Source organism: Micromonospora sp. CA-248212 (assembly GCF_050948405.1).
Lineage (GTDB): Bacteria > Actinomycetota > Actinomycetes > Mycobacteriales > Micromonosporaceae > Micromonospora.
Map to the genome: position 1 here is coordinate 1,429,977 of NZ_CP192023.1, position 21,379 is coordinate 1,451,355.

Annotated in this window: 22 protein-coding genes and 1 pseudogene; 16 read left to right on the forward strand and 7 right to left on the reverse strand. The window is 72.6% G+C overall.

Annotation, left to right across the window (positions count from 1 at the left end; genetic code table 11):
- Positions 1-50: 50 nt before the first annotated feature.
- Positions 51-731, reverse strand: coding sequence for a DUF3515 family protein (locus tag ACQP03_RS06740; protein WP_357131146.1), 681 nt, complete (start codon positions 729-731; stop codon positions 51-53).
- 9 nt (positions 732-740) lie between these two features.
- On the reverse strand, positions 741-974 hold the full coding sequence (locus ACQP03_RS06745) for an Lrp/AsnC ligand binding domain-containing protein (RefSeq protein ID WP_007456453.1): 234 nt from the start codon (positions 972-974) through the stop codon (positions 741-743).
- 153 nt (positions 975-1,127) lie between these two features.
- Between ACQP03_RS06745 and ACQP03_RS06750 the strand changes: the two genes are divergently transcribed.
- Positions 1,128-2,060: a thiamine-phosphate kinase gene (locus ACQP03_RS06750; RefSeq protein ID WP_357131270.1), complete on the forward strand. Its 933-nt coding sequence runs from the start codon at positions 1,128-1,130 to the stop codon at positions 2,058-2,060.
- A 29-nt stretch (positions 2,061-2,089) separates the two neighbouring features.
- Complete coding sequence (locus ACQP03_RS06755; RefSeq protein WP_357173250.1) at positions 2,090-2,551, forward strand: GNAT family N-acetyltransferase; 462 nt, start codon at positions 2,090-2,092, stop codon at positions 2,549-2,551.
- A gap of 93 nt (positions 2,552-2,644) precedes the next feature.
- On the opposite strand, the gene rpmB is transcribed toward ACQP03_RS06755, so the two are convergent.
- Positions 2,645-2,836: a 50S ribosomal protein L28 gene (gene rpmB, locus ACQP03_RS06760; protein WP_091671657.1), complete on the reverse strand. Its 192-nt coding sequence runs from the start codon at positions 2,834-2,836 to the stop codon at positions 2,645-2,647.
- Between the two features lie 303 nt (positions 2,837-3,139).
- On the opposite strand from rpmB, the gene ACQP03_RS06765 reads away from it, so the two are divergent.
- Together ACQP03_RS06765 and recG are read left to right on the forward strand one after the other, a co-directional pair.
- Complete coding sequence (locus tag ACQP03_RS06765; RefSeq protein ID WP_396833113.1) at positions 3,140-4,753, forward strand: DAK2 domain-containing protein; 1,614 nt, start codon at positions 3,140-3,142, stop codon at positions 4,751-4,753.
- A complete protein-coding gene (gene recG, locus ACQP03_RS06770) occupies positions 4,750-6,948 on the forward strand; it encodes an ATP-dependent DNA helicase RecG (protein WP_396833114.1) in 2,199 nt (732 codons plus the stop codon). Before ACQP03_RS06765 ends, recG begins: the two co-directional genes overlap by 4 nt.
- A gap of 2 nt (positions 6,949-6,950) precedes the next feature.
- Here recG and ACQP03_RS06775 read toward each other — a convergent pair whose 3' ends face one another.
- Positions 6,951-7,208, reverse strand: a complete 258-nt coding sequence (locus tag ACQP03_RS06775) for a flavin reductase (protein WP_363661332.1) — start codon at positions 7,206-7,208, stop codon at positions 6,951-6,953.
- Between the two features lie 249 nt (positions 7,209-7,457).
- Between ACQP03_RS06775 and ACQP03_RS06780 the strand changes: the two genes are divergently transcribed.
- Together ACQP03_RS06780 and ACQP03_RS06785 are read left to right on the forward strand one after the other, a co-directional pair.
- Positions 7,458-8,180 (forward strand): XRE family transcriptional regulator, encoded by a 723-nt coding sequence (locus ACQP03_RS06780; protein WP_357131267.1) that lies wholly within the window; start codon positions 7,458-7,460, stop codon positions 8,178-8,180.
- Entirely contained in the window at positions 8,177-8,650 is a 474-nt protein-coding gene (locus tag ACQP03_RS06785; RefSeq protein ID WP_357131132.1) for an NUDIX domain-containing protein, read from the forward strand. The genes ACQP03_RS06780 and ACQP03_RS06785 overlap by 4 nt, the downstream gene beginning before the upstream one ends.
- 145 nt (positions 8,651-8,795) lie before the next feature.
- On the opposite strand, the gene ACQP03_RS06790 is transcribed toward ACQP03_RS06785, so the two are convergent.
- Positions 8,796-10,310: a cell wall anchor protein gene (locus ACQP03_RS06790; RefSeq protein ID WP_357131129.1), complete on the reverse strand. Its 1,515-nt coding sequence runs from the start codon at positions 10,308-10,310 to the stop codon at positions 8,796-8,798.
- Positions 10,311-10,616: 306 nt separating this feature from the next.
- Here ACQP03_RS06790 and rsmD point away from each other — a divergent pair, with 306 nt between their 5' ends.
- The 9 genes and pseudogenes from rsmD to ACQP03_RS06835 all read left to right on the forward strand — a co-directional run bounded on the left by rsmD (position 10,617) and on the right by ACQP03_RS06835 (position 18,561).
- Positions 10,617-11,180, forward strand: a complete 564-nt coding sequence (rsmD, locus tag ACQP03_RS06795) for a 16S rRNA (guanine(966)-N(2))-methyltransferase RsmD (RefSeq protein WP_357131126.1) — start codon at positions 10,617-10,619, stop codon at positions 11,178-11,180.
- The gene (gene coaD / locus ACQP03_RS06800; RefSeq protein ID WP_357131123.1) at positions 11,177-11,665 is read left to right on the forward strand and encodes a pantetheine-phosphate adenylyltransferase; all 489 of its coding nucleotides are present in this window, start codon (positions 11,177-11,179) and stop codon (positions 11,663-11,665) included. Before rsmD ends, coaD begins: the two co-directional genes overlap by 4 nt.
- A 247-nt stretch (positions 11,666-11,912) precedes the next feature.
- Positions 11,913-12,410 carry a hypothetical protein gene (locus ACQP03_RS06805; RefSeq protein ID WP_234590503.1) on the forward strand — a complete coding sequence of 166 codons (498 nt, stop codon included), beginning with the start codon at positions 11,913-11,915 and terminating at the stop codon, positions 12,408-12,410.
- A gap of 111 nt (positions 12,411-12,521) precedes the next feature.
- Positions 12,522-13,085 carry a YceD family protein gene (locus tag ACQP03_RS06810; RefSeq protein WP_355051548.1) on the forward strand — a complete coding sequence of 188 codons (564 nt, stop codon included), beginning with the start codon at positions 12,522-12,524 and terminating at the stop codon, positions 13,083-13,085.
- Between the two features lie 5 nt (positions 13,086-13,090).
- Positions 13,091-13,264, forward strand: a complete 174-nt coding sequence (gene rpmF, locus ACQP03_RS06815; RefSeq protein ID WP_030335284.1) for a 50S ribosomal protein L32 — start codon at positions 13,091-13,093, stop codon at positions 13,262-13,264.
- Positions 13,265-13,375: 111 nt separating this feature from the next.
- On the forward strand, positions 13,376-14,362 hold the full coding sequence (locus ACQP03_RS06820) for a phosphate acyltransferase PlsX (protein ID WP_357131119.1): 987 nt from the start codon (positions 13,376-13,378) through the stop codon (positions 14,360-14,362).
- Positions 14,359-15,075, forward strand: a pseudogene (gene rnc / locus ACQP03_RS06825) (ribonuclease III); the annotation flags it as partial. The gene ACQP03_RS06820 and the pseudogene rnc, both read left to right, overlap by 4 nt.
- A 187-nt stretch (positions 15,076-15,262) precedes the next feature.
- Complete coding sequence (gene mutM / locus ACQP03_RS06830; protein ID WP_357393009.1) at positions 15,263-16,120, forward strand: bifunctional DNA-formamidopyrimidine glycosylase/DNA-(apurinic or apyrimidinic site) lyase; 858 nt, start codon at positions 15,263-15,265, stop codon at positions 16,118-16,120.
- Between the two features lie 221 nt (positions 16,121-16,341).
- A complete protein-coding gene (locus ACQP03_RS06835; protein ID WP_357173258.1) occupies positions 16,342-18,561 on the forward strand; it encodes an MMPL family transporter in 2,220 nt (739 codons plus the stop codon).
- Between the two features lie 80 nt (positions 18,562-18,641).
- Here the strand turns inward: ACQP03_RS06835 and ACQP03_RS06840 are convergent, their stop codons facing one another.
- Entirely contained in the window at positions 18,642-19,484 is an 843-nt protein-coding gene (locus tag ACQP03_RS06840) for an endo alpha-1,4 polygalactosaminidase (RefSeq protein WP_357131107.1), read from the reverse strand.
- Positions 19,485-19,594: 110 nt separating this feature from the next.
- Positions 19,595-20,686, reverse strand: a complete 1,092-nt coding sequence (locus ACQP03_RS06845) for a CAP domain-containing protein (RefSeq protein WP_433460586.1) — start codon at positions 20,684-20,686, stop codon at positions 19,595-19,597.
- A gap of 374 nt (positions 20,687-21,060) precedes the next feature.
- Between ACQP03_RS06845 and ACQP03_RS06850 the strand changes: the two genes are divergently transcribed.
- Complete coding sequence (locus ACQP03_RS06850; protein WP_007456482.1) at positions 21,061-21,255, forward strand: hypothetical protein; 195 nt, start codon at positions 21,061-21,063, stop codon at positions 21,253-21,255.
- The last annotated feature ends 124 nt before the right edge of the window (positions 21,256-21,379 follow it).

Genomic DNA, 21,379 nt, shown 5'->3' on the forward strand with positions numbered 1-21,379 from the left:
CGAGGACGTCCTCGACGCGTGGCCCGTCGTACGGGCCACGCGTCGGCGCGTCAGCCCTGGCAGCCGGCGGGGACGGCGCCGCCCGAGGGCACCGACGCCACGATGGCGCTGGAGATCGGGGCGGCCCACTGCAGCGGCTGCGGGTAGGAGCGCGGGATCCGGACCGTCACCGGCGTCTCCCGGTCGACGGTGGTGAGCACCGTCATGTCGGTCCCCTCGACGGGGTGCCAGCAGACCCGGTTGACCACCCAGACCTCGTCGGTGGCCGGAATGGTCGGCTCGGCGCCGCCGCAGGCCACGGTGAGCGCGGGGTCGCCGTACGCGGCGTTCTGCTCGGGGCCCGCCGTGACCGGACGCTGGGTCAGGTCGCGGATGGTCTGCGGGAGCTGGGAGAGCAGCGCCCGGCAGACCGTGGCCGGGCGCTCGGCCAGCGCCGGCGCGGCCATCTCGACCGGCGCGCTGGACTGTGCCCGGGTCGTGCTCGCCGACGGGCTCGGCGCGGCGGTCGGCGTCTCCGGGGCGAGTTTGGCAAAGGCCAGCACGGCCACCAGCAGCGTGACCGGTAGTGCGATCACCGTGGCGAGCAGGGCCGCTCCCCGGACGGTCCGGTCCCGGCCGGCCGGCGCGTCGACGGCCGGATCGGCGTCCGCGTGGGTACCTTCAGCCGGCTCGGGCGCGGTGTCCGCCGGCTCCCGCTCGCCGTCGTCCCGAACCGCCGAGGGGGTCGTCATCTCGTCCACTTACAGCCGCACCACCGAACACGTGAGGGTGCGGGTGATGCCGGGCACCATCTGCACCTTGCTGACGATGAGTTTGCCGAGCTCGTCGACGGTGTTCGCCTCGGTGAGGACGACCACGTCGTACGGCCCGGTGACGGCGTCGACGCGTACCACGCCGGCGATGTCCGCGATGAGACCCGCCACGTCCCGTGCGCGGCCGACCTCGGTCTGGATGAGGATGTACGCCTGTACCACGACTCGACCTCCGTCCGTCGCCGCCCGAAGGCGGCCCGAAGGGTGAAACTACCTTACGGACCAGGTCTGATCCCTATCGGTGGTCAAGGAGCAGCGGTGAGCGAGCGCGGCGGTGCCGGGCAGAACGGGTCGAACGCCGGCAGTGCCGCCAGCGTGGCCGGGATCGGCGAGTTCGGGCTGATCGGGCGGGTCACCGCCCGCCTGGCGATGGGCCCGACGACGGTGCTCGGGCCGGGTGACGACGCGGCGGTGGTGGCCGCGCCGGACGGCCGGGTGGTCGCCTGCACGGACGTGCTCGTCGAGGGGCGGCACTTCCGGCGGGACTGGGGGTCGGCGCGCGACGTCGGTCACCGGGCCGCCGCCGCCAACCTGGCCGACGTCGCGGCGATGGGCGCCGTCCCGACCGCACTGCTGGTCGCCCTCTGCATGCCCGCCGACCTCGAGGCGAGCTGGGCGGAGGAGCTGGCCGACGGGTTGGCCGCGGAGGCCGCCACGGTCGGCGCGAGCGTGGTGGGCGGGGACATGTCGTCGAGCCCCACCCTGACCATCGCGGTGACCGCGCTGGGCGACCTCGGTGGCCGGGCGCCGGTGGTGCGCTCCGGCGCCCGTCCCGGCGACGTGCTGGCCCTGGCGGGCCGCATCGGGTACGCGGCGGCCGGGCTGACCGTGCTCAGCCGCGGCTTCCGCACTCCCCGGCTGCTGGTCGAGGCGTACCGGCGACCGAACGTCCCCTACCCGGCCGGGCCGCAGGCCGCCCAGCTCGGCGCGACCTCGATGATCGACGTCTCGGACGGGCTCCTCGCCGACCTGGGGCACGTGGCGCGGGCCAGCGGTGTGGCGATCGACGTGCGCCGCGACGCCTTCGAGGTGCCCCGGCAGATGGCGGATGCCGCGCAGGCGCTCGGTGTCGACGCGTACACCTGGATCCTGGCGGGTGGCGAGGACCACGCGCTGGCCGCGACCTTCCCTGCGACGGTGGCGTTGCCGCCGCAGTGGCGGCCCATCGGCACGGTGACGGACGGTGTCGGGGTGACGGTCGACGGCGGTGCCTACGACGGGCCCCGGGGCTGGGACCACTTCCGCTGAGGCGATGTGGCGGCCGTACCCTGGATACCGTGAGTGAGATCGAGATTCGGCTGGTGCGGTTCGACGCGCCGGTGGCGCAACAATTGATCAAGGCCGCGTTGGCTGACCTGGCCACCCGGTACGGGGGCACCGGCGACGACACCCCGGTGGCGGCGAGCGAGTTCGAGCCGCCGGACGGCGCGTTCCTCGTCGCCTACCTGGCCGGTGAGCCGGTCGGCTGCGGCGGCTGGCGCAGCCACGGCACGGACACCGCCGAGCTGAAGCGGATGTACACCGCCCCGACCGCGCGTGGACGCGGCGTGGCGCGGACGGTCCTCGCGGCCGTCGAGCGCTCGGCCCGGGAGCACGGCCGCAAGCGGATGGTCCTGGAGTGCGGGGACAAGCAGCCCGAGGCGATCGCCATGTACGCGTCCGCCGGTTATGACCGGATTCCCAACTTCGGGTTCTACCAGGACGCGGAGGGCTGCGTCTCCTTCGGCCGCACGCTCTGAGCGGCCGGCGTCAAGCCGGGTGCGGACACGACAGAGCCGGCGGGCCGCAGGGCCCGCCGGCTGAGCCGAACGAGAAGAGTTGGTGCTGCCGCGTCAGGCGCGGGTGACCTTGCCGGCCTTGATGCACGAGGTGCAGACCTGCAGCTTCTTGGTGTTGCCACCACCGGCCGGGGTGCGCACCGACTGGATGTTCGGGTTCCAGCGGCGGTTGGTCTTCTTCTTGGACCAGGGCACGTTGTGGCCGAAGCCCGGTCCCTTGCCACAGACGTCGCACACGCTAGCCACGGGATACTCCTGGGATTGAAACGTTCATGAGGTCGCCGGCAGGTGCTGCCCGGGCAACCGCGTCAGCCTACCCGATGCCCCGCCGAGGTGACCAACCGCCCTGACCCGCGGAGCAGCCGCCCCACCGCTCAGTGGCTGGTGGCCGGCCCGCCGGGTGACGGGGGTGGTTCCGGCGGCAACTGTACCTGGCGGGCTGATCCCGCTCGTGCGGGCCGGGAGGGTGGGGGCCCGTCGGGCGTCGGCGCAACCGGACACGCCGGACGAGTCCGACGTGTGTCGGCGCGCGCCAGTAGGCTTCTGCCCGTGCTGGACACCCTCGACGCCGCCACGGTCCGCCGCTGGTGCGCGAGCGGGCTGGTCGCGCTCAAGCGTCACCAGGGCGAGATCGACCAGCTCAACGTCTACCCGGTGCCCGACGGCGACACCGGCACCAACCTGGTGCTCACCCTCACCTCGGCGCAGCAGGCCCTGTCGATGGACCTGGACACCCTGCCCGACAGCGGCCCGACCGCCCACGGGCACGCGCTGCGGCTGATGGCGCAGGGCGCGCTGCTGGGCGCGCGGGGCAACTCGGGCGTCATCCTCTCGCAGATCCTGCGCGGGTTCGCCGACGCGGTCGTCGGCGTGCCGGCGGTGCGTGGGCGGGCCCTGGCCGCCGCGCTGCGGGCGGCGACCACCGCCGCGTACACCGCGGTCGGCCGTCCCGTCGAAGGCACCCTGCTCACCGTCGTCGCCGCCGCGGCCACCGGGGCCGAGCAGGCGGGCAGCGACGACCTGGCGGTGGTGGCCCGGGACGCGGCGCGGTGGGCGGCCGAGGCCCTGGCCCGTACCCCCGAGCAACTGCCGGCCCTGGCCCGCGCGGGCGTCGTCGACGCCGGCGGGCGCGGGCTGTGTGTCCTGCTCGACGCCCTGGTCGAGGTCCTCACCGGGGAGAGCGCCACCCCACCCGCGCCGCCGCCGCGCACCGCCCGTCCGGCGGCCACCGTCGCGCGCGAGACCGGTTCCGAGGAGTACGCCTACGAGGTGCAGTACCTGCTCGACGCACCCGCCGACGCGGTGGCCGCGCTGCGCCGCACCCTGGACGCGCTGGGCGACTCGCTGGTCGTCGTTGGTGACGGCCGCGAGCCGGACGGCACCTGGACCGTCCACGTCCACGTCAACGACGTCGGCGCGGCGGTCGAGGCGGGGATCGCCGCCGGCCGCCCGTACCGGATCTCGGTGACCCGCTTCGCCGATCAGCCGGAGCCGTCCGGCGGTCCGACCGAGGACGGCCGGGCCGCCGTGGTGGTGGCCACCGGCGCCGGGATCGCCGAGCTGTTCGCCGCCGAGGGCGCGACGGTGGTGCGCGGCAACCCGTCCATCGGTGACCTGCTGGCCGCGGTGCGCGGCACCGGGGCGGCCCGGGTGGTCGTCCTGCCGAACGATCCGAACACGGGGGCGGTCGCCAGCGCGGCGGCCCGCGAGGCGCACCGGCACGGCGTCAAGGTGAGCGTGGTGCCGACCCGTTCACCGGTGCAGGCGCTCGCGGCCCTCGCGGTCCGCGACGGCACCCGCCGGTTCGAGGACGACGTGATCGCGATGGCCGAGGCGGCCGGCGCGTGCCGCTACGCCGAGGTCTGCCACGCCAGCCGCGAGGCGCTCACGGTCGCCGGCCCCTGCCGCCCCGGTGACGTGCTGGCGCTGGTCGAGGGCGAGGTGCACCTGATCGGCACCGACCTCACCGACACCTGCGCCGCCGTCGTCGACCGGATGCTCGGCGGTGGCGGGGAGCTGGTCACCCTGCTCGCCGGGGTGGACGCCCCCGCCGGGCTCACCGATGCCGTCCGCGCGCACGTCGCGCGACGCTGGCCGTTCGTCGAGGTGCAGGCGTACCCGGGCGGTCAGCCGTTCTATCCGCTCCTGGTGGGGGTCGAATGAGTGAGCCGGCCACGGTGGACACGCCGCTGAAGAAGCTCGTCGGCGACAAGACGGCGAAGGCGCTGGCCTCCCAGCTCGACCTGCACACGGCGGGCGACCTCATCTACCACTTCCCGCGCCGCTACGACGAGCGGGGCGAGCACACCGACATCCGGTCGCTGGACGTCGGCGAGCAGGTCACCGTACTGGCCCAGGTGCAACGCACCGCCGTACGGCCGATGCGGCAACGTCGGGGCAACCTGCTCGAGGTGACCGTCGGCGACGGCTCCGGCGGTGTTCTGACGCTGACGTTCTTCGGCAACCAGGCGTGGCGCGAACGGGAGCTGCGGCCCGGCCGGTGGGGGCTGTTCGCCGGCAAGGTCACCGAGTTCCGGGGCAAACGGCAGCTCAACGGCCCGGAGTACGTCCTGCTCGGCGAGGGCGGCGAGGGTGAGGCGGCGGTCAACGACGAGATCGAGGAGTTCGCGGGCGCGCTGATCCCCGTGTACCCGGCCGCCGCTGCCGTACCGACCTGGGTCATCGCCCGCTGTGTACGGGTCGTCCTGGACACGTTCACCCCGCCGGACGACCCGCTGCCGGCCGCCGTCCGGGCCAGCCGCAACCTCGTCGACCTGGGCGCGGCGCTGCGCGAGATCCACCGACCGTCCACGAAGGAGGCCCTGCACCGGGCGCGACGGCGGCTCAAGTGGGACGAGGCGTTCGCCGTCCAGTTGACGCTGGTGCAGCGCAAGCACCGGGCCGCCGACTGGCCGGCCCGGCCCCGGCCGCCGCGCGTCGATGGGCTGCTGGACGCGTTCGACGCCCGGCTGCCGTACGAGCTGACCGCCGGCCAGCGCGAGGTGGGCGCGGAGATCGCCGAGGACCTGGCCGCCGCGCACCCGATGCACCGCCTCCTGCAGGGCGAGGTGGGCTCGGGCAAGACGGTGGTGGCCCTGCGGGCCATGCTCCAGGTGGTCGACGCGGGCGGGCAGGCCGCGCTGCTGGCCCCCACCGAGGTCCTGGCCGCGCAGCACTACCGCGGCATGCTCGACCTGCTCGGGCCGCTGGGCCGGGCCGGTGAGCTGGACTCCGCCGACCACGCCACCCGGGTCGAGCTGGTCACCGGCTCGCTGGGCGCGGCGGCCCGTCGCCGGGCGCTCGGTGAGGTGGCCAGCGGTGCCGCCGGCATCGTGCTGGGCACCCACGCGCTGCTCTACGAGGGCGTCGACTTCGCCGACCTGGGTCTCGTGGTGGTCGACGAACAGCACCGCTTCGGGGTGGAGCAGCGCGACGCGCTGCGCGCCAAGGCCGACCAGCCGCCGCACACGCTGGTGATGACGGCGACGCCGATCCCGCGAACGGTGGCGATGACCGTCTACGGCGACCTGGAGGTGTCCACCCTCTCCCAGCTGCCCCGGGGACGGTCGCCGATCGCCTCGCACGTGGTCCCGGCCGCCGAGAAGCCGGCCTTCCTCGACCGGGCCTGGCGTCGGCTGCGCGAGGAGGTGGCCGCCGGCCACCAGGCGTACGTGGTGTGCCCGCGCATCGGGGACGGCCCGGTGTCCGACGAGGAGCCGCCGCCCGAGGACGACAACGGCCGGCGGCCTCCGCTGGCGGTGACCGAGGTGGCGCCGCTGCTGGCCGAGGGACCGCTGCACGGGCTGCGGATCGGGGTGCTGCACGGTCGGCTGCCCGCCGACGAGAAGGACGCGGTGATGCGCTCCTTCGCGGCCGGCGACCTGGACGTGCTGGTGGCGACCACGGTGATCGAGGTCGGCGTGGACGTGCCGAACGCCACGGTGATGATCGTGCTGGACGCCGACCGCTTCGGCGTCTCGCAACTGCACCAGCTCCGGGGCCGCGTCGGCCGGGGCGCGGCCGCCGGGCTCTGCCTGCTGGTCAGCGAGGCGGCCGAGGGCTCGTCGGCGCGGGAGCGGCTGGACGCGGTGGCCTCCACCAGCGACGGTTTCAAGCTCGCCGAACTGGACCTCGAACAGCGTCGCGAAGGCGACGTGCTCGGGGCCACCCAGTCCGGGCACCGCTCGCACCTGCGGCTGCTGTCCCTGCGACGCGACGCCGACCTGATCCGCGACGCCCGCGCCGAGGCCATCAGCCTGATCGGGGACGACCCGGAGCTGACAGGCAATCCGGCCCTGGCCGCGTCGGTGGCCGCGCTGGTGGACGAGGACCGCGCGGAGTACCTGGAGAAGGGCTGACGTCACTGCGGCGGCTCGTCGCGCAGGGCCGGTGAGCGCGGCCAGGCGAGAAACCGCGAGTGCAACAGCCCGGACGGTGTAAGCGGCAGGTCGGCGCACGCCTGTACCAGGTAGGCGGACAGATACAGCAGCAGCGATATCCGCGCGCCGGCGAACTCCTCGATGAGCTGCCGTTTCCTGGTTCTGCACGGCCACGGTGCTCCGCACACCGTGCAGGTCCACTGCGGCCGTACCGGCTGATGCGCAGACAACAGTCCCACCACCCTCCTGGATAGTTTGGAGAGGGGGAAGAGGCCCTCCGGGGGAGTCGAGGACCCCTTCCCCCTGGCGCTCGCCAGCCCGGCGAATCTGCCGCAAGCGGACCGGCGAGGCACTGCCGCTGAACCTAAGAGCCGGCCCACGGCACCCCAACGTCCCGATAGACACCATGCCGGACACTTCCACGCCCCTGATGCGTCCCGACGTGTCCACTACCGTGGGGCGGTATGAGTCACCGCCTCCGCGCGGCCATGCTCCGCGCCCACCTCGACTCGGCCGCTCTTGCCACGGCTGTCGGTGTCGATGTCAAGACCGTCACCCGGTGGCTCGCCGGCCGCGTCCCGCACCAGCGCACCCGGCTCGCCGTCGCCGACGCCCTCGGCGAGACCGAAGCAGACCTCTGGCCCCAGACCCGTCCCGACCAGGCGCCCGGCGCGGAGGCCACCGCCGAGGTCGTCGCCGCCTACGCCCACCGCGCCGACATCCCGCACCATGTCTGGGCCGCGCTGCTCACCGGCGCGACCACTCGGATCGACCTGCTCGGCTACGCCTACCCGTTTCTGCTTGAGTTGCTGCCCAACACGATGCAGCTCATCTCCGACAAGGCTGCGGACGGCGCTCAGGTCCGGCTCGCGTTCGCCGATCCCGACTGCCCGCACGTCGCCGAACGCGACGCCCTCGAACAGATCGGGGGCACACTACCTGGCCGGATCCGCAACGCCCTCAACTTCTGCGCACCCCTCCACGACGTGCCCGGTGTGGAGATCGGCCTGCACGCCGTGCATCTGTACAACTCGGTGTTCCGGTTCGACCACCAGATGATCGTTACCCCGCACCTGTACCGCGCACGCGGTTACCAACACCCCGCCCTGCACCTGCGCGAACTCTCGCCGCACGGCATCTTCGCCGCCCACGCCGACCAGTTCGAGCAGGTATGGCAGACCACCACCGCCTACCCGAGGGAAGCCCGGTGACCGGCCGGCGCGACTATTACCACGACCCGCAAGCACCGGTCGCCAACAGTCTCGTCCCCGCCGCCGCCGCCGTCGTCACCGACCAGTACGGCCGCGTGCTGCTCCAGCGGCGTAGCGACTCCGGCAACTGGTCCCTACCCGGCGGCGCAATGAACATCGGCGAAACCCTGCAACAGTGCGTCGTCCGCGAGGTACGGGAGGAGACCGGCCTGGACGTCGAGGTCACCGGTCTGCTGGGCATCTACAGCGACCCTGCGCACGTCATCGCCTACCCCGACGGCGAAGTCCGCCAGGAATTCACGGTCACCTACCGCGCCCACGTCATCGGCGGCACGATCAGCATCAGCGACGAGTCGACGGACGTCCGCTTCATCGACCCTGCCGAATTCCCTCACATCCCCATCCATGACACCGTTCGACTCCGCCTCAAGCATCACCTCGAAGGCCGTGACACTCCCTATCTCGGATAGCGTCGATTCCTTGGCGCGCTGACGACCCTCTCCTGCTTGCGGAGGGCGGGACCGCTGACTGCACCGCAGATGCTGTCAACGCACAACGACCGAGGGCGCGTCGACCGGGTGGTCGACGCGCCCTCGGGCTTCAGCTCAGGTCAGGTCAGGCGGTGAAGGTCACCCGACGCCGACGGGCGATGACGAAGAGCACCGCGCCCGCGATCAGCAGGGCGACCGCGCCGGCGGCGATGCCGCCCGCCGCCGCACCGGTGACCGGGAGACCCGGCTCGTCGTCGCCGCCACCGCCGCCGCTACCGCCGCAGTTGCCCTCCGGCGTGTAGACAGCTTCCAGCTCCAGGTCCAGGTCCGGCAGGGCGACGAGCGCCGACTCGGCCTTGCCGGCCTTGAAGGTAACCGTCTCCGAAGCGCCGGCCGCGACCGTACGGGTCTCGGTCTTGTCGCCGTAGGTGAAGGTGGTCTTCACCGGCATGCCGCCCTCGGGGTTGGTGACGGTGAGGGCGAACTCCTTGCAGTCGGCCTTGGTGGTGACGGCCGGCAGCGGGCAGTCCTCGGGGCGCGCCCACGAGTAGGTGCCGTTCTCGATAACCTTGCCGTCGACCAGGACCTCGATCTTGCCGGCGTCGGCGGCGGGCACCACGATGCTGGTGTCGGCCTTGCCGGGCGCGACGGAGACCTTCTTGGTGAAGCCGTTCTCGCCCTTGACCTCGAACTCGACGGCGTACTTGCTGATCTTGCCGTCGTTGCTCAGCGACACGGCGACCGAACCGTCGCAGTTGGACGCGAAGGTCGAGGCCGGGGTGACGCAGCTCTTGCTACCGCCGTTGTACCAGCCCTGCGGGCCCTTGGAGCGGTTGCCCGGGGTGCCCGGCGAGCCGAGCTTCTTGTTGTCGTAGCGCTTGCCGCCGTCGACGATCTCGTCGATGACCTGGTCCTTGTCGCCCCAGATGAGGTCGACCTGGGTGTGGCAGTCCGGGATCTCGACGTTCAGCGTGATCTCGGTCTGGGTGGCGCTGACGAAGTCGCTGTCCGGCGTGCCGTACACGTACTGCGGGGTGGCGAACTGCGGCCGCGGCGCGAAGTACGACACCAGCGTGAAGTACTGCTTGCCCTCGCCGCAGAGCGGCAGGTCACCGTCGAGCTTGACGGTGGCGGTGCCCTTCGGGCCGTCGAAGGTGTGGCTGTACTTGGCCTTGTCGAGCTCGACGCACTTCGGGGCCGGAGCGCAGGACTGGTCGGCGGGGATGGTGATGCTGCCGTCGTTGGTGGCTTCCTGGCCGTTCTTCTTCCACTTGCCGAACACCACGAGCTTGGCGCTGGCGGTGTTGCCCGGCACCCGCTGGACGGCCTGCACGGAGCCGGCCTTCTTGATGACGTAGCCCTGCAGCGGCACCGCCTTGGCGCCCTCGACGGGCACGGTCACCGGCGTCGCCGGCTCCGCGGTCACCCGCTGGAGCGTCACGGCCTTGTCGCGCTCGCTGTTCTCCACGTTCCACGTGATCACGCGCTCGCCGGTCTGCTGGTCGCAGTCGACGGTGGCCTTGATCGTGGTGTGGTGCGCGCTGGCTGGGGCGGCCACCGCGACGACCCCGGTGAGGCCGACGATGGCGGCTCCCAGGATGGCCAGCGGTCGCCGGAGCGACAGCTTGGGACGGATCACGGGTACTCCTGGAGTGCTGAAGCGTCAGGGGTGTGGCACGGGAGAGACGGTGGACGGTCACCGCACGTCCGATTCGGAGAGGCGCCCTCCCGAGCCGTGGGCCGGCGGGTTGTCGCCGGCACCCGGCAGACCCTAGCGATATCGCCTCGCGTGAGACAGTGCTCAGGATTTGCTAAGACTGATGTTATGAACTTGAGATCATTGATATACGAGAAGTGATCACATGGTCCGCTTGGTGGTACCGACCGTGTCGGCCGTCGGGTCCGGCTGATCGCGTAGCGTCCTGGTCATGAGCAGGAGGAGACGGTGACCCGGATCGTGGCCGGGACGCTCGGGGGCCGGCGGATCGCCGCACCGCCCGGCGCCGGCACCCGGCCCACGTCCGACCGGGTTCGGGAGGCGCTGTTCAGCGCCGTCGAGTCCGAGGTCGACCTCGACGGCGCGCGCTTCGCCGACCTGTACGCCGGCTCCGGCGCGGTCGGGCTGGAGGCCCTGTCCCGGGGCGCCGGGCACGTCCTGCTGGTGGAGTCCGACCCGCGCGCCGCCCGGGTGATCCGGGAGAACGTGGCGACCCTGCGGGCCGGCTCGGCCGTACGCCTGGTGGCCGGCAAGGTGGCGACGGTGCTGGCCGCCGGTCCGGACGGCGGCGGGTACGACGTGGTGTTCGCCGACCCGCCCTACGCCGTGCCGGACGCGGAGATCACCGCGCTGTTGACGACGCTTGTCGACGGCGGCTGGCTGACGCCCGACGCCCTGGTGGTGGTGGAGCGGTCGCGCCGGACCAGGGACTTCGAGTGGGTGCAGGGGATCACCCCGCAGCGCAGTCGCCGGTACGGCGAGACCACCCTTTGGTACGGTCGCCGATCATGAGACGTGCGGTCTGTCCCGGCTCGTTCGACCCGGTCACCAACGGACACCTCGACATCATCGGCCGCGCCAGTCGGCTGTTCGATGAGGTGATCGTCGGCGTACTGGTGAACCAGTCCAAGAGCGGCCTGTTCACCGTCGACGAGCGGATCGACATGCTCCGCGAGGTGACCGCGTCGTACGAGAACGTGCGGGTCGAGTCGTTCCGCGGACTGCTCGTCGACTTCTGCCGGGCGCAGCAGGCGAGCGTCCTGATCAAAGGGCTGCGGGCGGTCAGCGACTTCGACTACGAGCTGCAGATGGCGCAGATGAACATCGGGCTGGCCGGCGTCGAGACGCTCTTCATGCCGACCAACCCGCTCTACTCGTTCCTCTCGTCCAGCCTCGTCAAGGACGTGGCCAAGTGGGGCGGCGACATCTCCGCGCACGTCCCCGACCCGGTCCGCGAGGCCCTCCAGTCCCGCCTGGGCCCCCCACCCCGGACCTGACCCCGGCCCTTCTCCCTCGCGCCGATCTTGCACTTACTGTTCCCGGATCGCCCCGTTTCGGGACGCTTTGCCGCGACCGAAAGTGCAAGATCGCCGCAGCAGGGGCGGGGAGTGACCATGTCGCGACGCGCCGGGTTGGGGTGGTGGGGGCTCGGGTGGGGCGGGCAGGCCATGATGGGCGCAGCGGGAAACCGGCCGTAGCCCGCATCATGGAGGTCGGCCGACGAACGACAGGGGTGAGGTACCGGTGGACCCGCTCGATCGCATCGACGAACTGATCGCCATGGTGGAGCAGGCGCGCTCCGTCCCGATGTCGCGGAACAACTGCATGGTCGACCGGGGCGAAATGATCGCCGCTCTGGACGAGATGCGCGCTGACCTCCCCGCCGACCTGCGTCGCGCCGCCGCGCTCCTGGAGGAACGCGACAAGATCATGGACGCGGGCAAGCGCGAGGCGGACCGGATCATCAGCGAGGGTGAGGCAGAACACGCCCGCCTCGTGTCGGTGAACGAGATCACCGTGTCGGCCGAGCACGAGGGCGCCCGGATCATCGCCGAGGCCCGTGCCGAGGCGCAGCGCCTGCGTGAGGAGGTCGACGACTACGTCGACACGGCGCTGGCCAACTTCGAGCAGTTCCTCACCCGGGCCCTCGCCTCGATAGAGCGTGGCCGCGACAAGATGCACGCGCTGCGGGAGATCGGCACCTTCGGTGGGGATGAGGCGGAACGCCCGCTACCCTTCTGAGCGGCACCTCACCAGCCGACATTCGCGCCTCAGGCGTCGCCCCCGGTTCGACGGCCGGGCGGTCGCCCAGGTAACCTTTTTTGTCGGCCTCTCACCGGCCGGAGTCTTACTATGCCCAAGCACTCGCCATCGACACTCGACCCCAGGTCGCCGCTGGTCCTCGACACGAGGGACCTGCCGCGCCGCCCTGGTGCGTTGCGTGAGGTCCAGCGGGTCGTGCCGGCACCGGTGGACCTCGGTGTGGAGTTGATCGCCGTACCGGAGGGCGCGGACCTCGACCTCGATCTGAGGTTGCAGTCGGTGTCCGAGGGTGTGCTCGTCTCGGGGACCATCACCGGTCCCGTCCGGGGCGAGTGCGGGCGCTGCCTGCGTGAGATCAACGAATCGATGGCCGTGACGATCCAGGAGCTGTACGCGTACGAGAACAGCACCACGGACGCCACGACCGACGAGGACGAGGTGGGCCGGATGCAGGGCGATCTGATCGACCTGGAGCCGGCGCTGCGGGACGCGTTGGTGCTCACGCTGCCGACCAACCCGCTCTGCCGGGAGGACTGCCCAGGACTGTGCCCCGACTGTGGGGCGCACTGGGACGATCTGCCGGCCGACCACAGTCACCAGCAGATCGACCCGCGTTGGGCGGGCCTGTCGCAAATGACCGTTACAGAGGAGTAAGAACCGTGGCCGTCCCGAAGCGCAAGATGTCGCGCAGCAACACCCGGTCCCGCCGGGCGAACTGGAAGGCGACCGTGGTCGCGACCGTCGCGTGCCCGCAGTGCAAGTCCCCGAAGCTGCCGCACGCCGCCTGCTCCGTCTGCGGCACCTACAACGGCCGCCAGGTTCTCGAGGTCTGACCTGGACGCCGAGTGACGCCCCCGACCCCAGGTCGGGCGGCGCGCGCATCCTGGCATTCGCCCGGTGCCCCGGCTCCCTCCGACGCCCGGCCCACTCCGGCCGGCGTACCGGTGGAGCCGGGCACCGCGCGGATCGCCGTTGACCTCCTCGGCGGGGACGACGCTCCCGCCGTCGTGGTTGACGGCGCTCTGCGGGCCATGCGCGCCGACCCTGACCTGCACCTGCTGCTCGTCGGTCCGACCGAGGTCGCCGACGGGCTGATCGCTGCCCTCGCCCCGGCCGAACGGGCCCGGATCACGGTCCGGCCGGTCCGCGCCGCCGTCGGTATGGCCGACCATCCCAGCGCCGCCCGCTCGGAGAGCACCGTCCGGGCCGCCGTCACGGCCGTCCGCGACGGCACCGCCGACGCCCTCGTCTCCGCCGGCGCCACCGGCGCCACGGTCACGGCTGCCGTGCTCGGCCTCGGGCGCTGGTCGGAGATCCGCCAACCCGCCCTGGTCGCCACCCTGCCCGCGGTCGCCGGGCCGGTGGTCCTGCTCGACGTGGGCGGCTCACTGGAGCCCCGCCCCGCCACCCTCGCCCGGCACGCCGTGCTCGGCGCCGCGTACGCCGCGGTGGCCCACTCGATCGCCGCGCCGCGGGTCGGCCTGCTCTCGGTGGGCACCGAGGCCGGCAAGGGCGATCGGGTACGCCGGGCCACCGACCCCCTGCTCGCCGTCGAACCGCTGCCCGGCGGGGCGCGCTACGTCGGGCTCGTCGAGGGGTACGACGTGGCCGTCGGCGCGCGCGCCGATGTGGTGGTCACCGACGGCTTCACCGGTAACGTGCTGCTCAAGGCGATCGAGGGCGCGTACGCGATGGCCGGCGGCCCACCCGCCGAGGGTGGCGCTCCCCGCGCGGCGGCCCTGCTGGGCGTCGCGGGGACCGTCGTCGTCTGTCACGGCTCCGCCCGGGCCGCTGACGTCGCCTCCGGCATCGCCCTCGCCGCTCACCTGTGGCGGCGGCGTGCCACCGATCTGGTCTCCGCGTTGCTCGACGGCGACGCCGCGACGGACCGCACCGACCGCCCCACCGACACCGAGGTACGCACATCATGAGCAACGACAAGCGGCGGCGGGCGTCCGTCGGTCACCTGGAAGCCGCGTTCGGCGTCAGCCTGGAGCCGGACCTGCTGCAACGCGCGCTGACCCACCGCTCGTACGCGTACGAGAACGGCGGCCTGCCGACGAACGAGCGACTGGAGTTCCTCGGCGACTCGGTGCTCGGCGTCGTGATCACCACCGCCCTGTTCCACAACCATCCGGACCTGCCCGAGGGGCAGTTGGCGAAGCTCCGGGCGAGCGTGGTCAACATGCGGGCGCTCGCCGACGTGGCCCGTGGCCTCGGCCCGGACGGTCTCGGCGCGTACCTGCTGCTGGGCAAGGGCGAGGAGACCACCGGTGGCCGGGACAAGGCGAGCATCCTCGCCGACACCCTGGAGGCGCTGCTCGGCGCGATCTACCTGCAGTACGGGCTGGACACCGCCGGGATCGTGATCCACCGCCTCTTCGACCCGCTGATGGCCGAGTCGGCCGGCCGGGGCGCCGCCCTGGACTGGAAGACCAGCCTGCAGGAGTTGACCGCCGCGCTCGGCCTGGGCGTGCCCGAGTACCGGATCGAGGGCACCGGACCGGATCACCTCAAGACGTTCACGGCCTGGGTCGTGGTGGCCGGCAACCGGTACGGCGGCGCGGAGGGGCGCAGCAAGAAGGAGGCCGAGCAGCGCGCCGCCGAGGCGGCCTGGCGGATGCTCTCGAACGAGCACGAGCAGGCCGACCAGGACAACGCGGCCGACCGGGACGCCTCGGCCCAGCACGAGCAGGCCGACCACGGCACGGCCGACCAGGGCGACGCGGCCGGGCCGTTGGAGCGCGCCGATCAGGCGACCCTGGCCGAGGAGGCCGACCACCTGGCGCAGGTCATGCCGGCCGACGTGGCGCAGGAACAGGGGTCCGGTCGTGCCTGAGTTGCCCGAGGTGGAGACCGTCCGGCAGGGGCTGGCCCAGTGGGTCACCGGCCGACGGATCGCCTCGGTCGAGGTCCGGCACCCGCGTGCCGTCCGGCGGCACGTACCCGGCGGCGCGCACTTCGCCGACGTGCTCGCCGGCCGGGCGATCCTGGACGTCCGGCGGCGCGGCAAGTACCTGTGGCTTCCGCTGGACAGCGGTGACGCGGTGGTGGGGCACCTCGGCATGTCGGGTCAGTTGCTGCTCCAGCCGCCCGGCACCCCCGACGAGACCCACCTGCGGGTCCGGTTCCGGTTCGCCGACGACGGACCCGAGCTGCGCTTCGTCGACCAGCGCACGTTCGGCGGGCTCGCGGTGAGCGAGGGCGGCGCCGACCTGCCGGCCGAGATCGCGCACATCGCGCGTGACCCGATGGACCCGGAGTTCTCCGACGCGGCGTTCGTGGCCGCGCTGCGACGCCGGCGGACCGAGGTGAAGCGGGCCCTGCTCGACCAGACGCTGATCTCCGGGGTGGGCAACATCTACGCCGACGAGGCGCTCTGGCGTGCGCGGTTGCACGGCGCCCGACCGACCGACGCGCTCACCGGTCCGGCCGCCCAGCGCCTGCTCGGCCACGTCCGTGACGTGCTCGCCGAGGCCATCAAGGAGGGCGGCACCAGCTTCGACGCCCTCTACGTCAACGTCAACGGCGAGAGCGGCTACTTCGACCGCGCGCTGAACGCGTACGGCCGCGAGGGCGAGCCGTGCCGGCGCTGCGGCACGCCGATCCGGCGGGAGTCGTTCATGAACCGCTCCTCGTACAGCTGCCCGCGTTGCCAGCCCCGGCCTCGGGGTGCCCTTCGGGGATGACCCGGAGCCGGCTCCGGGTCGGTGCCGGCGGGTCGCGGCCGGACGCTCCGGGTAGTTCCCCGGCGTACGTCCGAATCGCGGGTTGATGCCCGCCCGGCGGACCCGCCGCCCCCGGTCGGACGATTCCGGGGCGGGCCGGGGCCGTTCCCCGATGTGACCGCCTCGTCACCCCCCTAACGTCAGCACGGTCGGCAGGGGGTCGACGTGACAGGGGGGCACTGATGGGCAGCAGACCGGTGACGGTGCGGATGGCGCGGTGGAGCGCCGAGCATCCGTGGCGGGCGATCGCGATGTGGATCGTGTTCGTGGCGGTGTGCTTCGTTGGGGGCAACGCCGCCGGCCTCAGCGAGGCCACCAGCGGTGACCAGGCGATCGGCGAGGCCGGGCGGGCGAGCCTCATCATCGACGGCGGGGCCTTCGACGACCCGGCCGTGGAGAACGTCCTCATCACCTCCCGGGGCGGCGCCCTGGACCCGGCCGTGGCGAAGGCGGCCGCCGACGATGCCGCCGCCCGGCTGCGTACGGTCACCGGGGTTGCCGAGATCGGCGCACCCGTCACCGCGCGGGACGGGTCGGCGCTGCTGCTGCCGATCACGATGTCCGGTGACCCGGAGACGGCGTCCGACCGGGTGCAGCCGTTGCGGGACGCCACCGCCGGGGTGCAGAGCGCGCACCCCCAGGTACGCGTCGAGCAGGTCGGCGGGCCGTCGATCGGTCAGGCGCTCGACGACACCCTCGGCAAGGACTTCGAGCGGGCCGAACTGCTGAGCCTGCCGGTGACCCTGGCCATTCTGATCATCGCGTTCGGCGCGTTGATCGCGGCCAGCGTGCCGGTGCTGCTGGCGCTCTCGTCGGTCGCCGCGGCGATGGGTCTGTCCACGCTGGCCTCGCACCTGGTGCCGGCCACCGACACCACGTCACCGGTGATCCTGCTGATCGGCATGGCGGTGGGGGTCGACTACTCGCTGTTCTACATTCGCCGGGAGCGGGAGGAACGCGCCAAGGGCCGCTCCGGCCTGGACGCCGTGGAGATCGCCGCGGAGACCTCCGGGCATGCGGTGGTGGTCTCCGGGGTCGCGGTGATCATCGCGATGGCCGGGCTGTTCCTCGCCGGCGACGTCGTCTTCTCGTCGCTGGCCGTGGGTTCGATCCTGGTGGTGGCCGTCGCGGTGACCGGTTCGCTGACCGTGCTGCCCGCCCTGCTGGCCCGGCTGGGCCGCTGGGTCGACCGTCCCCGGGTGCCGCTGCTGTGGCGCCTCACCGCGCCGCGCACGGGACGGCACGGCGAGGCGCGTACGCCCCGGCTCTGGCCGACGGTGCTGCGTCCCGCGCTGCGGGCGCCGGTGGCGACGCTCGTCATCTCGGTCGGTCTGCTGCTCGCCTTGGCCGCGCCGGCGCTCGGCATGAAGCTGAAGTTCCCCGGCATGGAGGACCTGCCGCGCACCACCCCGGCCATGCAGGCGTACGACCGGCTCACCGCAGCCTTCCCGAGCACCGGCACCAATCACGTGGTGGCCGTGCGCGCGCCGGCCGACCAGGCCGACCGGGTGGGCGCGGCCCTCACCGACCTGGCCGCCCGCGCCTCCGCCGATCCGCTGTTCGCCCCCACCGAGGCGGACGGCCCGAAGATCAAGGTGTCGGCCGACCGGCGGGTGTCGGTGCTGGACGTCGCCACCCCGTACGCCAGCCGCGACGACCGGTCGGTGCAGTCGCTGGAGAAGCTGCGCGCCGACCTGGTCCCGGCCGAGCTGCGGGGCATCCCCGGCATCGAGTACGCGGTGGGCGGCAGCGTGGCCGACAGCGAGGACTACGCGGCGCACGTCCGCGACAAGCTGCCGCTGGTGATGGGCTTCGTGCTGGCGCTCACGTTCCTCGTTATGACGCTCACCTTCCGCTCGGTCGTGGTGGCGGCCAGCTCGATCGTGCTGAACCTGCTCTCGGCCGGCGCCGCGTACGGGCTGCTGGTGCTGGTCTTTCAGGGTGACTGGGCCGAGGGACTGCTCGGCTTCACGTCGATGGGGGCGATCGTCTCCTGGCTGCCGCTGTTCCTGTTCGTGGTGCTGTTCGGCCTCTCGATGGACTACCACGTGTTCGTGGTGAGCCGGATCCGCGAGGGGGTACGGGCCGGGATGTCCAACCGGGACGCGGTCTCGTACGGCATCACGTCGTCGGCCGGGGTGGTGACCAGCGCGGCGATCGTGATGGTCGGGGTGTTCTCGATCTTCGCCACGTTGAGCACGATCGACATGAAGCAGCTCGGCATCGGTCTGGCGGCGGCGATCCTGCTGGATGCCACGATCATCCGGGGTGTGGTGCTGCCGGCTCTGATGACCATGCTCGGTGACGCGAACTGGTGGGCGCCGCGGTTCCTGCGCCGGCGTTCGGAGCCTGCGCCCACCGACCCGCCGACCTCCGCCCCGGAGCTGGTGCCCGTCTCCTGAGCAGCAGATCGTTCCCCGTGCCGGGCCGCGACTCGCGGCCCGGCACGTGCCTTACCGGCGTGCACGGGGGCGCCGGGCGGTCACGGCAGCGGGCAGGGCTCCCGCCAGGCGTCCAACTCCCGGTCCTTGCGGATCGACGCGAAGCCGTAGCCGACCGTGGTGACGCAGAAGTCGTCGGTCGTGCCGACGTACTCGACGTGGAAGACCGGTTTGCCGGCGTCCGCGAACGGCAGCAGCTTGGCGCACTGGTCGAGCCGGACGCACTCCTCGTTGACCACGAAGTCGAAGTCGGGTGCCAGGGCCGCGAGCTGCGGCACGTCGTTGACCAGCCCGGGGGAGAGGTCCAGCGAGCGGGCCAGGCGGGCCAGCCGGCGGTTGAACAGCAGTTGATCGTCGAACGCCAGGGGGAAACCACTGCGGTGCGCGTACCCGTCGGCGTCGGCCAGCGCCACCGCGCCGAAGCCCTTGCCCCGGCACAGCCGGAACCGGTCGGTCAGCACCGGCTCCAGCGCGTCCCAGGCCCGTACGTCCAGCCACCGACTGCCGGACTGTCGACCGGGAGCGCCGAGCGCGACGGCGGGCAGTCGGCTGGCGTCCGGGTCGGTCGGGCGCACCGTGCCGACCGCCACCTGGCAGATCAGCCGTCGGTCCCGGGCGCGCAGCTCGGCCGTCTGCGCCGCCGTGGTCGCCACCGGGTCGAGCAGGAAGACGTCCGCGTCCACCGTCTCGTCGAGCGGGCCGTCGAGTTGCCACTGCCACTGCCAGTGGCGGGACTGGGCGGCCGGCCAGGGGGTGGGCGCGCCGGGCGGGGTCAGCTCGCGCCGGCAGCCGTACGCCGGCAGCACCAGGACGAGCGCGACGGCGGCCGACGCGATCCGGCGTAGCGGGCGTGCGGCGCGACGTCGCCGCGGCCGGATCCGCATCGGCAGCTCCCGGGTCCCGGGCGGCCCGTCGCCGCCCCCACCGGCACGCCGCCGTGTACCCCGGCGTACCCAACCGGGTCAACGAGCGCGGGGGCGCGGACGACGCGCGGTCAGCGCGGCGCCGCGAAGACCTGCGTCCAGTACGGCCCGTCGCTGCTGGCGATGCCGACGCCGATCTCGGTGAACGCGCAGTTCAGGATGTTGGCGCGGTGCCCGGAGCTGTTCATCCAGGCATCCATCACGGCGGCCGGCGTCTTCTGGTTCCACGCCACGTTCTCGCCGTAGGTGCGCCACGCGTAGCCGACGCGGTCCAGCCGGACGCCCGTGTCGCTGCCGTCGCTGCCGGTGTGCGTCATCTTGCTGTGGTCGGCCTGGTCCTGGCTGTGCCGCTGCGCGGCGGTCATCAACTTGTCGTCGATGCTGAGCGCCTTGCAGCCGGCCTTGGCCCGCTCGGCGTTGACCAGGTCCACCACCTCGCGGGCCTGGTCGCTGACGGTGCCGCTGGCGGTGCTCGGCGCGGTGCTGCGATCGACGCTGCGGCGGGACGTGGCGGTGGTCCGCGACGAGGCGGGGGTGGGCTTGACGACCTTGCTCGGCGACGGGCTCGGCCGTGCCGGGCTGGGCGAGCTGGTCGCCGACGGTGGGGCCGGGGTGTCGCTGGTCGCCTGCTCGGTGGGGACCGCGGGCGCGGCGGCGACGGTGTCGTCGACGGCGGTCGGCTCGTCGGCCGTGCCGTTGCCGCCGGGCATCGCGAGCGCGCCGACGCCGATGCTCACCACGAGGGTGGCCGTCGCGGCCGCGCCGCCGATCATGAGCGGGCGACGCCAGTTCCGCGGCGAGCGGTGCCGTCCGGTGCCGGTCCGCCCGTCGCCGGCGGCCTGCGTGTTCCGGCCTCCGGTGGGGTACGCGTCGGTCCCGGCGCGCCACCCGTCCGTGACCTCAGTCGCCCGGGTGTCACCGGTCGGTTCGTCGCCTCGGGCGTGTCCCGGCCAGCTCGTGGTCGGCGCGTCCACGGGGGCGGCTTCCCAGCGGGGGGAGGGCTCGGCGGCGTGCCACTCGTCAGCGGGCTGGTCGGGGTCGTCCCCGAACAGGTACGCCGAGCGGGGCTCCGGGCGGTCTGTCAGCCAGTCCGGCTCGTCGGTCGGCCGCTCGGCGCGCCGGGCGGCGCCGTTCGGGTCCATCGGGTCGGTCCAGCCGTACACGCCTCTGCCTCCACGGGGTCGGTTGTGGGCCCGGGTGACGCTACGACTCGCCCGCGACCTGCGGCAACGTGGCTAAGGAAGAGTTAAGAGGAAGTCGGACGCCAAGGCGGTGACTTCCGGGAATACGGGCGTACAGTGAAGGCGTCCGGACAGAGCGTGTCCGTGCCTTGCGGCAGCCCCCCCGACAAGTGGACAGGTCGACGTGGAGATGATCTACGGCCTGCGAGAACTTGACGAAGGAGGGGTTTGCGGCTCAATATATAGGTGTCGCCAGTCGCGCCCGGTCATGCCCAGATACACCTGGAATGACAGCCGCGTACTTAATGGGCGCGCGCTTGGCCGGCCTTTCCGGCAGCGCATATCAAGGAGTCAGCATGGCGAAGGCCCTCTACGGCCACGTAGGTGCAGCGCCCGACCGGCGTCTGCTCGACGAGGTCACCCGACTGCGTGCCAGGGTTCAGGCACTGGAGTTCGAGATCACGCGTCTGCGTGCCGACAATGATCGGCTCGCGGCGGCTGCGGCGGAAGCGGACGACCTGCTCCGTCTCGCCGAGCCGGCGCTGACCTGATCTTCGGGGTTGGAAAACTGAATCGCAGCACCACCGCAAAAATGCGCGCCGACACTCGTGTGCCGGCGCGCAACGCTGTCCGGCCCCTTTCACGGCCGACGATTTATGATCTTGTAACTGGCTC

Coding starts and splice junctions, on each gene's coding strand:
- recG (WP_396833114.1), top strand. CDS start 4,750: ATGAGTGAGCCGGCCACGGTGGACACGCCGCTGAAGAAGCTCGTCGGC.
- ACQP03_RS06780 (WP_357131267.1), top strand. CDS start 7,458: ATGCTCCGCGCCCACCTCGACTCGGCCGCTCTTGCCACGGCTGTCGGT.
- ACQP03_RS06850 (WP_007456482.1), top strand. CDS start 21,061: ATGGCGAAGGCCCTCTACGGCCACGTAGGTGCAGCGCCCGACCGGCGT.
- ACQP03_RS06840 (WP_357131107.1), bottom strand. CDS start 19,484: ATGCGGATCCGGCCGCGGCGACGTCGCGCCGCACGCCCGCTACGCCGG.
- ACQP03_RS06835 (WP_357173258.1), top strand. CDS start 16,342: ATGGGCAGCAGACCGGTGACGGTGCGGATGGCGCGGTGGAGCGCCGAG.
- coaD (WP_357131123.1), top strand. CDS start 11,177: ATGAGACGTGCGGTCTGTCCCGGCTCGTTCGACCCGGTCACCAACGGA.
- ACQP03_RS06740 (WP_357131146.1), bottom strand. CDS start 731: ATGACGACCCCCTCGGCGGTTCGGGACGACGGCGAGCGGGAGCCGGCG.
- ACQP03_RS06810 (WP_355051548.1), top strand. CDS start 12,522: ATGCCCAAGCACTCGCCATCGACACTCGACCCCAGGTCGCCGCTGGTC.